The organism is bacterium (genome assembly GCA_037147175.1).
GTDB lineage: Bacteria > Cyanobacteriota > Vampirovibrionia > Gastranaerophilales > UBA9971 > UBA9971.
This window is the reverse complement of the sequence record JBAWVS010000015.1, coordinates 24,154-38,633: the sequence shown is the minus strand read 5'-3', so window position 1 is coordinate 38,633 and position 14,480 is coordinate 24,154. Positions and strand designations below refer to the sequence as shown.

The following is a 14,480-nucleotide window of genomic DNA, read 5'->3' as shown; positions in this document are numbered from 1 at the left end:
GGAGTTAATAGCTTATTTTGTTAATAATATATAAATTAATGAAGCGATAAAAGACTTATTGCCGCAAGCAAATTATTGAACAAATGCGCAAAAATCCCGGGGATTACAGAGCCCGTATAATATTTTGTTATCCCCAAAATCAAACCTATTGTTGTAACAGCAACCAGAGCAGCGTTATAATTAAAATACTGTGTATGAGAAAATCCAAAAATCAAGGCTGTAATAACAATCCCCGGAAAAGCACCGATTGTTTTCACAAGTGCAGGCTGCATAAAACCCCTGAAAAATATTTCTTCAATTATAGGCGCAATAAAAATAGCAAGAAAAATTATTGCTTTGATTTTATCTTCCGGCATGGATATATAAGGGCTTTGCTTAACTGCTCCGCCAAATTGGGAAAACATAAAACTTAGCAGTGTTGTACATAAAAGAATTGCTATGGCAGCTAAAATCCCCTGTTTAAAGAAATATGGGGTTTTGTGAAAATATATCCCGAAAGCTTCTTTAAAAGGAACCTGATATTTTATTGTAACGATAGCATAAACGATTCCAAGCGTAGAAAAGGAGACAGCAAGTTGTAAAAGGGCGGTAAAAACACCAATATTGATATCCAGGTTTGCATATAGAAAAATTCCTATAAAAATTAAAGAAACCACAAAAACAAGAACATACGCGTAAATTACGTCCGATATTTTCCATGGAACATGTTCATCAAGTCTTGAGTTAAGTATGTTTAGTCCCAATTTATTTTTTCCACTCATTTTTAAAGTCTTTTCTTTTGAAAAATTAAATAATTTGAAGTTATTTCGTTTATAAAAACAGAATGATTTTTATGTATAATCACAGGATTAACTTAAATTGCTAATTAAATTTATTCGTCATTGCGAGGAGAGGCTTTAGACTCGACACGGCAATCCATTTTTTTTATAGATTGCTTCGCTATGCTCGCAATGACGATTTTGGCAGTTTAGCAGTTCGAGTTGATTATAAGATTAAAACTGATATTATTATCTTATGAGAAAACTGTTTTTTTTACTATTGGAAGTTTCTATAGGTATCTTACTGTTTAGTTTATTGCTCTTTGTGGGGATAGACAAATTCAGGGAGCATATTTGCATGCATCCGACTTATAGCGTAATTTTTAAAGATGTTGACGGGCTTAGTGTAGGTTCTCCGGTAAGATTAATGGGTAAACAGGTTGGAAATATAATTAAACTTGAGCTTTTAGATTCAGAAATTTATGTAACATTCAGAATAACAGAAGAAAACACAATAATTCCAAACAAATCAATTGCCAGTATTCAATTTACAGGTTTGGCAGGCTCTAGATCCCTTGAAATTATGCCTCTAAAAAGAAAGTCTTCAATAAATAAAAAAATAATTTATTCACAAGAACCTGTAAGAATAAGTTCAATTATGGAAGTACAAACAGCTATTTCTGAAAATATACTCGGGTTTTGCAGAAGTTTGTTTGCTTTTCTTACCAAAAACAGTATTGATTCCACTAAAAAAAATCTGCATACCACTTCTAAATATATGCAGGACTCAAATCGCTCTATGGATGATACGCTAGAAAATATAAAAAAATCAGGTTCGAATATCTCTAAAAATACTAAAGAAATTAAGCAATTTATGAATGAACAGAACAAAAATATTGATTCTGCCTATAAATCTTTTGATAAACTTGCCAAAGACAAAAACTTAAAAAACAATATGTATGGAATTCAAACGACAGTTGAAAATCTTTCTTCTTCAGCAGATACAGCAAATAAAAAAGTTTCGGAAATAACAAATAACTTGAATAATTTTAATTCTAATCTGAAAAATTTTAATCAAAAAATAAGCAAGGTTAAAAACCGCGAAATTGAATATGTTTCTGAGATAAACAATTCTATTCAAAAAACCACTGATAATTTGCAGGGATTTATTGATTCCGCCCAAAAAACCTTTAAACCTGCTAAACCGATTCAGGAAGAGAATAAAAACTAAATACCTAAAACCTTGACGATATCCTCAATATTTGAAGAAGTCTTTTTGACTTCGCAGCCTGAATATTTTATGGCGGAGTCAGGATCTTTCAATCCGTTTCCTGTAAGCACGCAAACAATAGTCGAATTTTCTTCAATTTTGCCCAGTTTGTTTGCCTTGATTAAACCAGCCACAGAGGCAGCACTTGCAGGTTCTGCCAGAACGCCTTCGGTTGAAGCCATGAGTTTATAAGCATAAATAATTTCTTCATCTGTTACAAAGTCTATTAAACCGCCCGATTCATCTCTTGCCGCAACAGCATAATCCCAGCTTGCAGGGTTTCCAATTCTTATGGCAGTTGCTATGGTTTCAGGCTTAAGGATTCTTTCGCCTTTGACTATTGCCGCAGAACCTTCTGCTTCAAATCCGTACATTTTCGGTTTATTAGAAACGATTCTTTTGTCGAAATATTCTTTAAACCCTTTCCAGTAGGCGGTAATATTTCCCGCATTTCCCACAGGAATACAGAGATAATCGGGAGCTTTTCCAAGAACATCGCAAAGTTCAAAGGCTGCGGTTTTTTGACCTTCTATTCTGTAAGGATTAACAGAATTTACAAGAGTTATAGGGTATTTTTGAGATAATTCCATAACTATTTCAAGAGCTTCATCAAAGTTTCCGTTGATGGCAATTACTTCTGCGCCATACATCATCGCCTGAGAAAGTTTTCCCAGCGCAATATATCCGTCAGGAATCAGTACATAAGTTTTTAAACCTGCTTTAGCACCGTAAGCTGCGGCTGCTGCGCTTGTGTTTCCTGTGCTTGCGCAAATTATGGCATTACTTCCTTCTTCAACGGCTTTTGAAACAGCCATTGTCATGCCTCTGTCCTTAAAACTTCCCGTAGGATTTGCCCCCTCGTATTTAAGGTATAAATCAGCTTTTAAACCTATTTTTTCAGCCAGATTATCAGCTTTTATAAGCGGTGTATTACCTTCATTTATGGTAATGACAGGTGTACTATCATTTATAGGCAAAAATTCTTTGTATTTGTTTATTAAACCTGTATATGGTGTGCATTTTGTGTTCATAATTTCTCCTTATCACTATTAGCATATTCTTGGAGATGATTTTTTAAATCTTTATTTATTTTAACATACTATATTTTTTTGCTGAATGAAGGCAATTTTTTTTATAAAGTTGTTTTATTCTATATATGTTCGGAAATTTTTTTAAGTAAAGGGAAATTAATACAATGGCATATTTGTCAGAATTTTTTAATAGCGTAAAACAGGTAAAATCAAACTGGAAACCTTATAAAAAATGGGAAGAAGAACAGGAAGATAAAGACGCTCAAAAAAAAGAATTAAATAAAAGAGTAAATATTCCCCAAGAACAACTCAATCAAGCATCCGCATACGGAAAAACCCTTATAAATACAATTAATGTTATGGATACATACTCAATAAATAAGGCTCAGGATGTAGAAATAGCAACGCAAGCAGCAGTAGAAATGCCTATAACGCTTGCCGCCGTGTCAACACTTATTATTCCGACTAAAATTGTGCCTCAAATGAAATCTGTTCAAAAATTTATCGCTAAAAACCCAAAGTACAAAATTCCAATAACTATAATATCATGGGCTATACCCGTTGCTGCGTTTATAACAGGACAAGCTTTTGGATGCATATACAGTAAGCATCTTGAAAAAGAAGCTTCCAGAATTGCCAGGTATCAGGCAAGAGAACAGGCTCTAAAGGATCCACGGCATTTTGTGGTTTATGATTCAGATCAAGTTAATGAAGCAAAAAAAATTGCCAAAAACATGCCAAATCCTGTAAAAGAAAAGAAAAAATCATTTCTGGGAACAGGAGAAGCTATTTCTACCATAAAATCTTTAAGAAAAGATAAAGATAACTACCAAAAATGGAAAGAAGCCAATAAAAAGAACGAAGAAGAAAGAAAAAATAAATTAAATAAAGACATTTCTTCCGAGCAGCTGGAAGAGGCTAAACAGCAACAACAATCAATACTTGGAACAATTAAACATATAGAAATTCAATCGCAAAATTATCTTAACAATGTTGAAATGGGCATAAATTCTTTAACAAAGTCAGAATTGTTGTTTGGAGGCGTTGTTGGCGGAATTATTTCAGGTGCGGCCATGTTGTTGCAAAAAATTAAACCTTCATTAAAAAATTCAAAAGCTGTAAATTCTGTAAAACTCGGTGCAATTCCTGCAGTAATTGCAGCATCAAGTGTTATTGTAAGCCTTTTTGTTCTGCCTTTTACAATTAAATTGCAAAAAGAAGCCGCCAAGATAGGTCGATTTAAAGCCAAGCAGGAATTATTAAACGAGCCGAGAAATTTTATTAAATATACTGATGAACAGAATTTATCCGTTAAAGATATTAAGGCAGAAAAAAAACCTAAACAGGGCTTTATTAAAAATATGGCTGAAGAAGTAAAATTCTTGTTTAAAGCTCAAAAAGATTTTAAGGAATACGAAGAATACAGTAAAAAACAAAAAGTGGAAGAAGATAAACTGGAGGAAGCTTTAAAAAAAGTATCTTTAAAATCAGGACAACTGGAAAAAGCAAAATCTTTACAGAAAAAAGTATTTACATCCTTTGAAAAAATGGATGAAAAGGCTCAAAGATATGCCGATGATACCGAAGCGGCAGCAGAAACCGTTCAAGGCACAATAGCTCAGCCACTCAATTTTGCAGGCGAAGCGGGTACAGCGGGTTTGTTTTTAAAATTAAAACATAAATTTAATAGTAAGACTAATCTCGCAAGTAAAGTGATTTGGGGCGCACTAATAGCTATGCCTGCACTTTTATCAACGGGGGCATCTATTTTGTTAAGTACAAATGCAGTAAAAATAAAGAAACAGGCAGTTAAAATAGGCTTAATGGAAGCGATGAAAGATTTAGACGACCCCAAAAATTTTGCAGAGAACACTTCTCCTGTAAAAAATTAAGAAAATAATTTTTCGCCAAATCTATGGGTAAAGGCTACATAACCCTGATTAGATTCTTGACAGCCTTTACTGTAGGTTTTTCGGAAATTTCTTTTACGGCAGCCCTAATGTCTTTTTCGCAGGCAGACTCGGTAAGAAGCACTATGCTTGCGGTATTATCTTTAACAACGCCCTGCTGAATAATGCCGTGAAGATTAATGCCATGCTTTCCGCAAATTGTTCCAAGCTCTCCAATAACTCCTGGGAAATTTTCGGTCTGCACGTTTATATAATATTTGTTTTTTGTTTCATTGATATCAAGAATTTTAGCGTTGGTATCATCGTGTTTGCAGCGCATTATCGGAAGAGGACAACCTGTTTTTTCGATTTCACCGGCTATAGAAAGCACATCTCCTGCAACAGAACTTGCAGTAGGAAATTCTCCTGCTCCGGGTCCCGAAAACATGACCCTGCCAACTGCATCGCCTTCAACAACAATAGCATTAAGAACATCATTAATATTTGCAAGAGGATGTTTTTTGGGAACAAGCATAGGATGAACCCTTATATCAAGAGCATCTCCATCACTTTGAGCCATGGCAATAAGTTTTATTTTATATCCGAATTCGTTTGCATGTTTTATATCTTCAGGGCTTATATTGTTGATGCCTTCTTTGTAAATTTCGTTGATGTCAATTCTTTTATTAAACGCAATAGAAGAAAGAATAGCTATTTTATAAGCCGCATCGTAGCCCTCAACATCACCTGTAGGATCAGCTTCTGCATAACCCAGGGTCTGAGCTTCTTTTAATACTTGTTGAAAATCTCTTCCTTCTTCTTCCATTTTTGTAAGAATATAGTTTGTTGTACCGTTTAAAATTCCTGCTATTTTTGAAATTTTATTACCTGCAAGAGATTGAACAATAGGCATTACAATAGGAATACCCCCTGCAACGGCCGCTTCATAAAGAATTACGACATTATGCTTTTTTGCAAGCTCAAAAAGAATTTTTCCATGTTTTGCAATAAGTTCTTTGTTCGCGGTAATTATATGTTTTCCGTTCTGAATAGCTTGTGTGATGAGTTCTAACGCGGGACTAATTCCGCCTATAACTTCCACAACTATTTTAATTTCAGGGTCATTTATGATGCTTGCAGGGTCATCTGTCAGAATCTCCGGATTTAAGTTTTTAACGGTTCTTGCTTTATTAAGATTTTTTACCGCAATTTTTTTTATTTCAATATTTTCAAATTTGCTTAAAACTTTAACAACGCCGCTGCCGACCGTCCCAAGCCCAAGCAAACCAATAGCAATCTTTTTCTGCATTTATATTAAACCTCTATTTTTTAAATCGTCCTCTAATTATAAATTGTACCAAAAATCCGATTTAAATGTTTTAAGGTTTTACAATTTCCCAAATACCTTCAACCCCTGATTTAGGGGCTTGTATAATATTAGAATCAGCAAATTTACTTATTAAATCCCTTAATCCTTTTGTGGCATTTGCAACCACACCAAAAAAGTAGCCTTTGTTGGCATGTGAATAGTCATTTTCAGCGTCTCCAACAGCAAAAACTTCCTTTTTTTCTACACCGAGTTCGTTTCTTATGTACTCTGTAGCTGTGCCTTTATCTGTTTTTGCAGTTATTATAGCTATATCAATACTGCCATCTTTATTTAATCTGGGAAGTGCATGATTGCGCATATCTTGAGCTATTTGTGGAGAAAAATATTTGTTAAGAGTTTCCATCTCTAAACTCTTTTTATTAAAATTCTGAAATTTAATTTCTGCTTCTATATTATTTTCTTTTAATTTTTCTTCAATCAAAGGCTTTGTTTTTTCAAAAAGACCCGGTGCCATCATGAAATAAATATTTAAAGGACTTCCATTAACTTCATATTCTGTAATTTTTGAACCTATAAATTTCTGCTGTCCTTTGGGAATAGCAGTTGTTTTAGTTATTTTCTTCCATGCCCGGTTATCGAACATATTAGATTTTGCAATGTCTGTCATAAAGTTTCTGACTTTATCTTTATGAAATTTTTCTGCCAGCTTATCAGACCATGGGGTTATTTCTTCGAGTTTTCCGCTTTCATTTCTATAAATATCTATGCCGTTATTACCAACATAAAAATCGGGCATAATAATTGTTCCATCTTCAATTAAAGGCAAAACTTGTTTCAAACTTCTACCTGATGAATAAATCAAAGTTTTATTATTATCTATAGAAAAATCAAGAACTTTATTTCTACTGTCTTGAGAACCTTCCAATAGAGTCTCATCTAAATCATAGACACACATTTTTAAAGATTTTTTATCTTTATCGTTCATAAGCCCTTTAAAACTAATTGTATCTTTGATTAAGGGTTTTAATAGTCCAAAATTTGTTGAAAGGCTTGTTGACTTTGTGCTTTTAATGTTTGATTGCAAATATTTAATATTAAAATTATTGATACTCGACATGTTTTTGTTTCTTTCAAAAGTTCTTATTCACATGGTTTAAAACCCCTGAATTTAAAAGTTGACAAAATTTTAAATTCTCTTGTTACAATTGTTTACAACATATGCTCGAATTACTAAATCGCCAAAATCGTCATTGCGAGCAGAGCGAAGCAATCTATAATAAACAAAATGGATTGCTTCGTCGAGTACTTTGGCTGCCCCCTCCTTTTTTGATAATTAATCAAAAAAGCGGGTACCCTTCGCAATGACGTGTAAATTTAATTAGCAATTCAAATCATATCAAATAAAAAGGTTCATTTTTATTTGATATAAAATAAGAATTATCTTTTTAAAATAAAGGAGAAAAAATGAATACAGATATAAATATTATAAATAACCGCTTTAATGAAACTCTGGAAGTTTTGACAAAAATAAAAGAAACACAGACAGAGCTTATAAACGAAGTTGCAAAAACCCTTACGGAAAGCTTTAAATCAGGAAACAAGCTGTTAATCTGTGGAAACGGAGGAAGCGCAGCCGATGCACAGCATATTGCAGCAGAATTTATCGGAAAATTTTATAAAATTGACCGCCCTGCTCTTCCTGCAATAGCTTTAAACACAAATACTTCTATTATTACCGCTCTTGCAAATGATTTTGGTTATGAAATGACATTTTCAAGACAGGTAGAAGGATTAGGACAAAATGGAGATGTTTTTATAACAATTTCCACCAGCGGAAATTCCATAAATGCCATAGAGGCAGCCAAAATAGCTAAAGAAAAAGGAATGAAAGTAATTTCTTTTACGGGAGAAGGCGGCGGAAAGCTTGCAGAAGTTTCTGATATTACAATAAAAGTCCCGAGCAAAAATACCCCTATAATTCAAAATGCGCATATCTCAATCCTGCATATAATTTGCGAGATTGTAGAAAACAAATTTTAATAGTTTCCCTGTACAATTAACCGACATTATTAATTAATTGTTTATTTTTCATCGATTTTCAGCATTAGTATTATAATATAATGATAATGGGAGATGATTTATAGCATTATGACTTTAAACAAAGATTTTTATAAGAATATAATGGAGAACCTTCCTGACGGGATGGCTGTTTGCGATCTCGAAAGAAATATTATTGATGTTAATAAAAATTTTGAAAAACTGACAGGCGGTTTCAAAAAAGATTTATTAGGCAAAAACATTTCTATTTTTATAAAAAATACAGGAACAGGCTGTGATAATTGTACACAGGAAACAATTCTAATTGAGAATGAATTTCAAAAAACTGAAGGAAATAAGCCTAAATTCTATTATATAGGGGAATTGATAGATAAAAACAATAGCTTAATCCGTGTAAGAATAAATTTTTCAATAACAAAAGACAATCAAGTTATTTATTTAATAACTCCCCTTGAAGATATAGCGTTTTTAAATCGCGCACACAATGATTTTATAAGCACTGTAAGCCATGAATTAAGAACACCGCTCACAAGTATTAAGGGATTTGCGGATACTCTTTTCAGTTCAGGCGATAAATTAAGTAATGAGCAGCAAAAAAGGTTTTTAAGTATAATAAAAAGTCAGGTTGACAGACTTACACGCCTTGTAGAGGATCTTCTTACCGTTTCAAAGTTTGAATCAAAAAAAGATAAATTAATTTATAAAGCAATTGAACTTCCTAAATTTTTTGAAAACATTATTTATGTAATACAGCCAAAAGCCAGAGAACATCTGATAGAAGTTAAAATAATGCCGAATCTTCCTCCTGTATGGGCAGATTCAGATAAATTGGAACAAATAATAACCAACCTTATTGATAATGCGATAAAATATTCGGCTGCAGGAACAAAAGTTATAATAGAAGCCAAATTTCTCTGCGAAAACACTGATTTTATGCAAATAAACATAAAAGATCAGGGCGTAGGCATTCCGGAAGAATATATGTTAAAGATTTTTACAAAATTTTCAAGAATTGATAATCCGCTTACAAGACAGGCCGAAGGAACCGGATTAGGATTATATATCACAAAGTCTCTTGTAGAAAATATGGGAGGCAAAATTAGTGTAACCAGCGGTAATGATGGTTCGACCTTTAGTTTAATGCTTCCTGTTGCGACTTATGAAAAACCGACTCAAAAAAAGTTTTAAGGACATAAACAAAAAATGTTAACCGAACAAATTATCTTAATACTTAATTCTGAGGGAAAAGAATCCGCTCATTGTCTTAATATTATTGAGCAGGCTTTTAATATTCGTACTATTTCCGCTGACAATTTGGAAAAAGCTGCGGAAATGATTGAAAAATACGAACCCGACTTGATTCTTGCCTATGATAATTTTAATAAAAATATAATAGAAATCTGTCTTGAAATAAGAAGCAAGAAAAGCTTATATAGACCTGTGCTTGTTGTTTTATCAAATGAGCAGTCTCTGGAAAAGAAACTCGAAGTTATAAGATCCGGTGCGGATGATTTTCAAAACATGAGTGCAACTGCCGAAGAAATTTCTCTGAGGCTTTTTGCCCATCTGAGACGTAATATAGAAGAATTATCAGATACAGTAACAAAATTACCTGTTGAAAGTACTGTTTATAAAATAATAAAGCGAAATCTCGAGTTAAAAACAGATAAATTTATGACAATAATGTATCTTGATGTGGATAATTATTTTCCTTATAAAGAGATTTATGGTCATATAGCTGCAGAAAAACTTATTCAGACTTTTATTGCAATTATTAAAACTTCGATTAATGAAAATGATTTTTTGGGTCAAATAAGTGAAAACGGTTTTATAATTCTTACAGCGTCAGAAAAAGCTGAAAAAATAGCCATGTTTTTAAGTTATTCTTTTGACAGCGTAGCCCCCAAATTTTATTCGAATGAAGACACAGAAAGAGGCTACCTGCTTTTAACAGGCGATGATAAAATCGGAAGAAGAAAGTCCTTTGTTTCTGTAGGAATAGGAATAGCTTCAAATCGATACGGTCGTTTTCACAATTATCAAGAAGCTTTGACTTTAGGCAAAAATGTTAAAAAGAATGCAAAATCCAGAAAAGGTTCTTATTGGGCAAAAGATAAACCTAAAGTTTCAGGAAGAAAGATAATTGAACAAGGTCAAAACAAAATTTTAATAGCGGAAAAAGATGCAGCTCTTGCTTATCTTCTTTCTACAACCCTTGAAATGCAGGGTTATAAAGTAGAAATAATAGATAATATTGAGGAAATCATTGAAAATATAGAAAAAAATAAAACAGATTTGCTTTTACTTGATATAGCGGAGGAAAATTCTTTTGATGAACTTTCTATTTGCAGCTTTATAAAAGAAGAATATCCAAGCACAAAAGTCCTTGTTTCTACGGTTAACAGAAATAAAGAAAGAATCCTTGATTCCGGCGCGGATCTTTATATCCCAAAACCATACGAGCTAGGGACTTTATTTAACTGGATAGACAAATTTTTAAACGACGAATTTTAGCCGCAGTATTTAAAATAAGCCTTTAAAGCCTATATATCTTAATTTTGAAATAACAAGCTTGCGGAGATTATTTAAATAATTTTTTAAGTTTGTTCATCACATTTTTATCATCAGGAATTTCAGAAAGTTTAGCTTTTTTAATTTTTAGAGAATCCTGAAGATATTTAATTTTTAATTCAATTTGATCTTTATTTTCCCAATCAGCCCCTTTTATTTTGAGAAATTCCTGATATGTATTGATTGCATCCTGATAGTCTTTTGTTTTTTCAAAAATTTGTCCCAGATTATGGTAGACATCAGCATTATTAGGAGCAATTCTTATTACTCTTTTTAATTCAAGCACTGCTTCTTGGTATTTTTTCATTTCAAACAGGACAAGACCTATATTATGCTTGTACTCAGGGTTATAAGTATCTATTGAAGCTGCTTTTCTGAAATATTTCACTGCATTTTCAAGATCGCCCTTGATTTGATAGGTAAGCCCCAAATCGTTTGCCCGAGAAGCGTTTTCTGCATCAAGATTTATAGCTTCTTCAATGTTTTTTATAGCAGTTTCAATATTTCCTTCTTCTCTGTTAATAAGACCTATTTGATAGTACGCATCAGCAATATTGGGATTAAGCTCAAGTGCTTTGTTTAAATATTTAACAGCCTCATCATTATCGTTAGATTTAATAAGACAAAGTGCTACTCCATAATAAGCTTCGGAGAATTTATCATTTCGTTTAATTGCAAGTTCAAAATATTTTCTCGATTCATCAGGTCTTTGCCTTTTTAAAAGAAGCATTCCCGCCTCAAAATATGCATCAAGAAGGTCGGGATTGAGATTTATAGCTTTTTGGTATGAAGTAATAGCTTTTTCAGTTAATCCCATTATTTTAAAAATAGCAGCCATATTGTAATTGGTAATAGCATCATCGGGATTAAGTTCCAGAGATTTTGAAAATTCTTCTATAGCTTCTTTATATTTTTCAATCTTCACACATACTGAACCCATTGTCGAATGTGCTTGATGATGATTCGGGTTAAGCTCAATAGCTTTTCTAAGCTCAATTTCGGCTTCAAGATAATCTTCGTTCTTGTAATAAATATAGCCGAGAGCATATCTGATTTCAGAATTGTTTGGATTTAATTCTATAGCAGCCTTAAATTCATGAAGAGATTCATTAATCCAGCCCAAAAAACCGTAAGTAATTCCCAAATTATTATAGGCATCAACGTTTTTTGGATCAAAAGTTACCACATATTTAAATTCCGATATGGCTTTTTCGAATTTTTCTTCCGCCATATAAACCAAACCGAGGTAATAATGAACTTTTGTGTTATTAAAATTTAAATTTTCTGCTTTATTAAGCTCAATTTTAGCCTGCGCATAATCTTTGCTGTTGTAATACAAAATCCCCAGCATTAGCCTTACATCAAAATTTTCCGAATTAATTTCAAGAGCTTTATTATAACTTTCCAGAGCCTTGTTTATCTCTCCCATCTGCTCGTAATTTAAGCCGAGTAAATAATAAGGAGCATCAGAACTCGGATCCATTGCCAAAAGTTTTTCTATAAGATTAAGAGAATTGTTATATTCTTTGTTTTCAGTGTATAAAAGTGCAAGTTGTGCTGCAATTTCAGGATCAGAAGAACTTAATTCAAAAACTTTTTCAAGAAATTCAATAGCTTTATCAATTTTGTCAGTGAGCTCGTAAGCTTTTGAAAGTCCTAGCAGGGACAGAATATAATTTGAATCAAAAGCAAGGGATTTTTGGTAAAAAGCTATAGCTTTTTCAAAATTGCTCAAACAAAAGTAAGAGTCGGCAATTTTTTCCATTGTTGCACAATCAGCCGGTTTAAGCTCAAGGGCTTTTAAATATTCTTCAATAGCTTTTTTAAAATTTTTATTTCCTTTTAATTCATCAGCTTTAGCCAGATATATTTGAAAATCAGACACACTAAACCTCTAAGATTTTTTATTTATATTTTTTATTTTATACCTTTATTAAAAACTGTCCAGAATTTTGTGAGGAAGTTTATTTTATTAATCTTTCTTTTCTTGAACTTTCTCGCCCTTGTCATTAAAAGGATAAGGAGCAGGGGGCTGATTGAAGGAAGATTTATAAATAAATGAGAAGTGGAAAGGATAATCGTCTTTTTCAAGATTATGTTTGATTAAATAAAGATCTTCGAGGGCTTTTGTGAAGTTTGAGCCGACTTCCTGCGGAAAGACTTCTCCGCATACCTGACACATTACAGGTTCTTTATCCCTAAATCTCATAACATTTACGTTAAATTCATTCTCACATTTGCATCTTAGTGTAATTCTCGGAAATTTTGTCTGATCTGTTTTAGAATTCATGATTTTTCCTTTTTATGCAGACTATCACTTTTTGTTCGGATTTATATTTTAAAAACTTCATAACTTATATTATACCCGAATAATTTTATAAATTTAAATTTCTTGACTATGAGGTTATATAAATGATAAATTTTTAGTGTTACAGTATAAAAACATGGGCGAGTGGCGAAATGGCAGACGCGCTAGTCTTAGGAACTAGTAGGCAACCCCTGTGAGAGTTCGAGTCTCTCCTCGCCCATTTTATATTTAATTTTTTTAAAAAAAGATGATTAATTTTCTCTTAAAAATAACAAATAATACTCAACACAGGCTAAATGATATACTAAAACCTGTTGAAGAGGATTTGGAATCGCTGGAAACCAAGCTTTCCGAAAGCTTGACCAGCGGAAATTCTCGTTTGGATGAAATAACAAAATATATAATAAAAACAGGCGGTAAAAGACTTAGACCAGCTTTAGTTTTTCTTTTTGCAAAGGCTTTAAACAACGGATTTTTGTCTTCCAATCATTTTTATCTTGGAGAAGCTATTGAAATGGTTCATACGGCTTCTTTGATTCATGATGATGTTATTGATGATGCAGAAACGAGAAGAGGTGTTTTAACAGTCGGTAAGAAATGGAACTCGAGGACTGCTGTTATTATAGGCGATTTTATTCTTGCAAGATCTTTAACAAAACTTGTTTCTGTGGGCGGAATTGCTACAGAACTTTTTGCAAACATGCTTAATGACCTTTGCATCGGTGAAATCCAACAAGGCGACCAGAAATTTAAAATAATATCTTATGAAGACTACATTAAAAAATCAGAAAGAAAAACCGCAAAGCTATTTGCGGCAGGGGCTGAATGCGCAGCAGCAATAACTCCTGGTGCAAATAATTTGATAATTAAAGCGGTAAGAGATTACTCTCTCAATTTTGGCATAGCTTTTCAGATAATGGATGACATTTTAAACTTTACGGGATGCCATAAAAAACTCGGTAAACCGGCAGGAAATGATCTAAAAAACGGGATTTTAACCGCACCTGTTTTATTTGCGCTGGAAGAATCAGAGAAAAAAAATGATTTAATTCTTAAAAAACTTATAAATAATAAACTTAAGGGCAAAAAAGATTTTGATCAAGCGATGAATTTAATTATGAAATCCGAAGGAATCCAACAATCCAGAGATTTGGCAAAATATTACATTGAAGAAGCAGTAAAAGCGCTTGATTGTATGGAAGATAATATTTGTAAAAAAGCTCTTATTGACCTTGCGGTTTATACTTTGACAAGGGATTTTTAGG

The 14,480-nt window shown here is 32.7% G+C and carries 12 protein-coding genes and 1 tRNA gene; 7 read left to right on the top strand and 6 right to left on the bottom strand.

Going from position 1 to position 14,480, the window contains the following annotated elements; genetic code table 11:
- Positions 1-35: 35 nt before the first annotated feature.
- Complete coding sequence (locus tag WCG23_05290) at positions 36-761, bottom strand: type II CAAX endopeptidase family protein (GenBank protein ID MEI8389282.1); 726 nt, start codon at positions 759-761, stop codon at positions 36-38.
- Between the two features lie 355 nt (positions 762-1,116).
- Between WCG23_05290 and WCG23_05285 the strand changes: the two genes are divergently transcribed.
- Positions 1,117-1,989, top strand: a complete 873-nt coding sequence (locus WCG23_05285; GenBank protein MEI8389281.1) for an MlaD family protein — start codon at positions 1,117-1,119, stop codon at positions 1,987-1,989.
- On the opposite strand, the gene thrC is transcribed toward WCG23_05285, so the two are convergent.
- Complete coding sequence (gene thrC / locus WCG23_05280; GenBank protein ID MEI8389280.1) at positions 1,986-3,059, bottom strand: threonine synthase; 1,074 nt, start codon at positions 3,057-3,059, stop codon at positions 1,986-1,988. The two genes, WCG23_05285 and thrC, sit on opposite strands and share 4 nt — an antisense overlap.
- Positions 3,060-3,223: 164 nt before the next feature.
- Here thrC and WCG23_05275 point away from each other — a divergent pair, with 164 nt between their 5' ends.
- Positions 3,224-4,951, top strand: coding sequence for a hypothetical protein (locus tag WCG23_05275; protein ID MEI8389279.1), 1,728 nt, complete (start codon positions 3,224-3,226; stop codon positions 4,949-4,951).
- Between the two features lie 34 nt (positions 4,952-4,985).
- On the opposite strand, the gene WCG23_05270 is transcribed toward WCG23_05275, so the two are convergent.
- Both WCG23_05270 and WCG23_05265 read right to left on the bottom strand, forming a co-directional pair.
- Entirely contained in the window at positions 4,986-6,257 is a 1,272-nt protein-coding gene (locus WCG23_05270; GenBank protein MEI8389278.1) for a homoserine dehydrogenase, read from the bottom strand.
- A gap of 70 nt (positions 6,258-6,327) precedes the next feature.
- Positions 6,328-7,395 carry an HAD-IIB family hydrolase gene (locus tag WCG23_05265; protein ID MEI8389277.1) on the bottom strand — a complete coding sequence of 356 codons (1,068 nt, stop codon included), beginning with the start codon at positions 7,393-7,395 and terminating at the stop codon, positions 6,328-6,330.
- A 347-nt stretch (positions 7,396-7,742) separates the two neighbouring features.
- On the opposite strand from WCG23_05265, the gene gmhA reads away from it, so the two are divergent.
- The 3 genes from gmhA (at position 7,743) to WCG23_05250 (ending at position 10,850) form a co-directional block, all read left to right on the top strand.
- Complete coding sequence (gene gmhA / locus WCG23_05260; GenBank protein MEI8389276.1) at positions 7,743-8,318, top strand: D-sedoheptulose 7-phosphate isomerase; 576 nt, start codon at positions 7,743-7,745, stop codon at positions 8,316-8,318.
- 108 nt (positions 8,319-8,426) lie between these two features.
- A complete protein-coding gene (locus WCG23_05255) occupies positions 8,427-9,524 on the top strand; it encodes an ATP-binding protein (protein ID MEI8389275.1) in 1,098 nt (365 codons plus the stop codon).
- 15 nt (positions 9,525-9,539) lie between these two features.
- Positions 9,540-10,850: a response regulator gene (locus WCG23_05250; protein ID MEI8389274.1), complete on the top strand. Its 1,311-nt coding sequence runs from the start codon at positions 9,540-9,542 to the stop codon at positions 10,848-10,850.
- A 67-nt stretch (positions 10,851-10,917) separates the two neighbouring features.
- On the opposite strand, the gene WCG23_05245 is transcribed toward WCG23_05250, so the two are convergent.
- Both WCG23_05245 and WCG23_05240 read right to left on the bottom strand, forming a co-directional pair.
- Positions 10,918-12,792, bottom strand: coding sequence for a tetratricopeptide repeat protein (locus WCG23_05245; protein ID MEI8389273.1), 1,875 nt, complete (start codon positions 12,790-12,792; stop codon positions 10,918-10,920).
- 87 nt (positions 12,793-12,879) lie between these two features.
- A complete protein-coding gene (locus WCG23_05240; protein MEI8389272.1) occupies positions 12,880-13,197 on the bottom strand; it encodes a hypothetical protein in 318 nt (105 codons plus the stop codon).
- Positions 13,198-13,353: 156 nt separating this feature from the next.
- Between WCG23_05240 and WCG23_05235 the strand changes: the two genes are divergently transcribed.
- Positions 13,354-13,435 (top strand) — tRNA-Leu (locus WCG23_05235).
- 27 nt (positions 13,436-13,462) lie between these two features.
- Positions 13,463-14,479 carry a polyprenyl synthetase family protein gene (locus WCG23_05230; GenBank protein MEI8389271.1) on the top strand — a complete coding sequence of 339 codons (1,017 nt, stop codon included), beginning with the start codon at positions 13,463-13,465 and terminating at the stop codon, positions 14,477-14,479.
- Position 14,480: the final 1 nt, after the last annotated feature.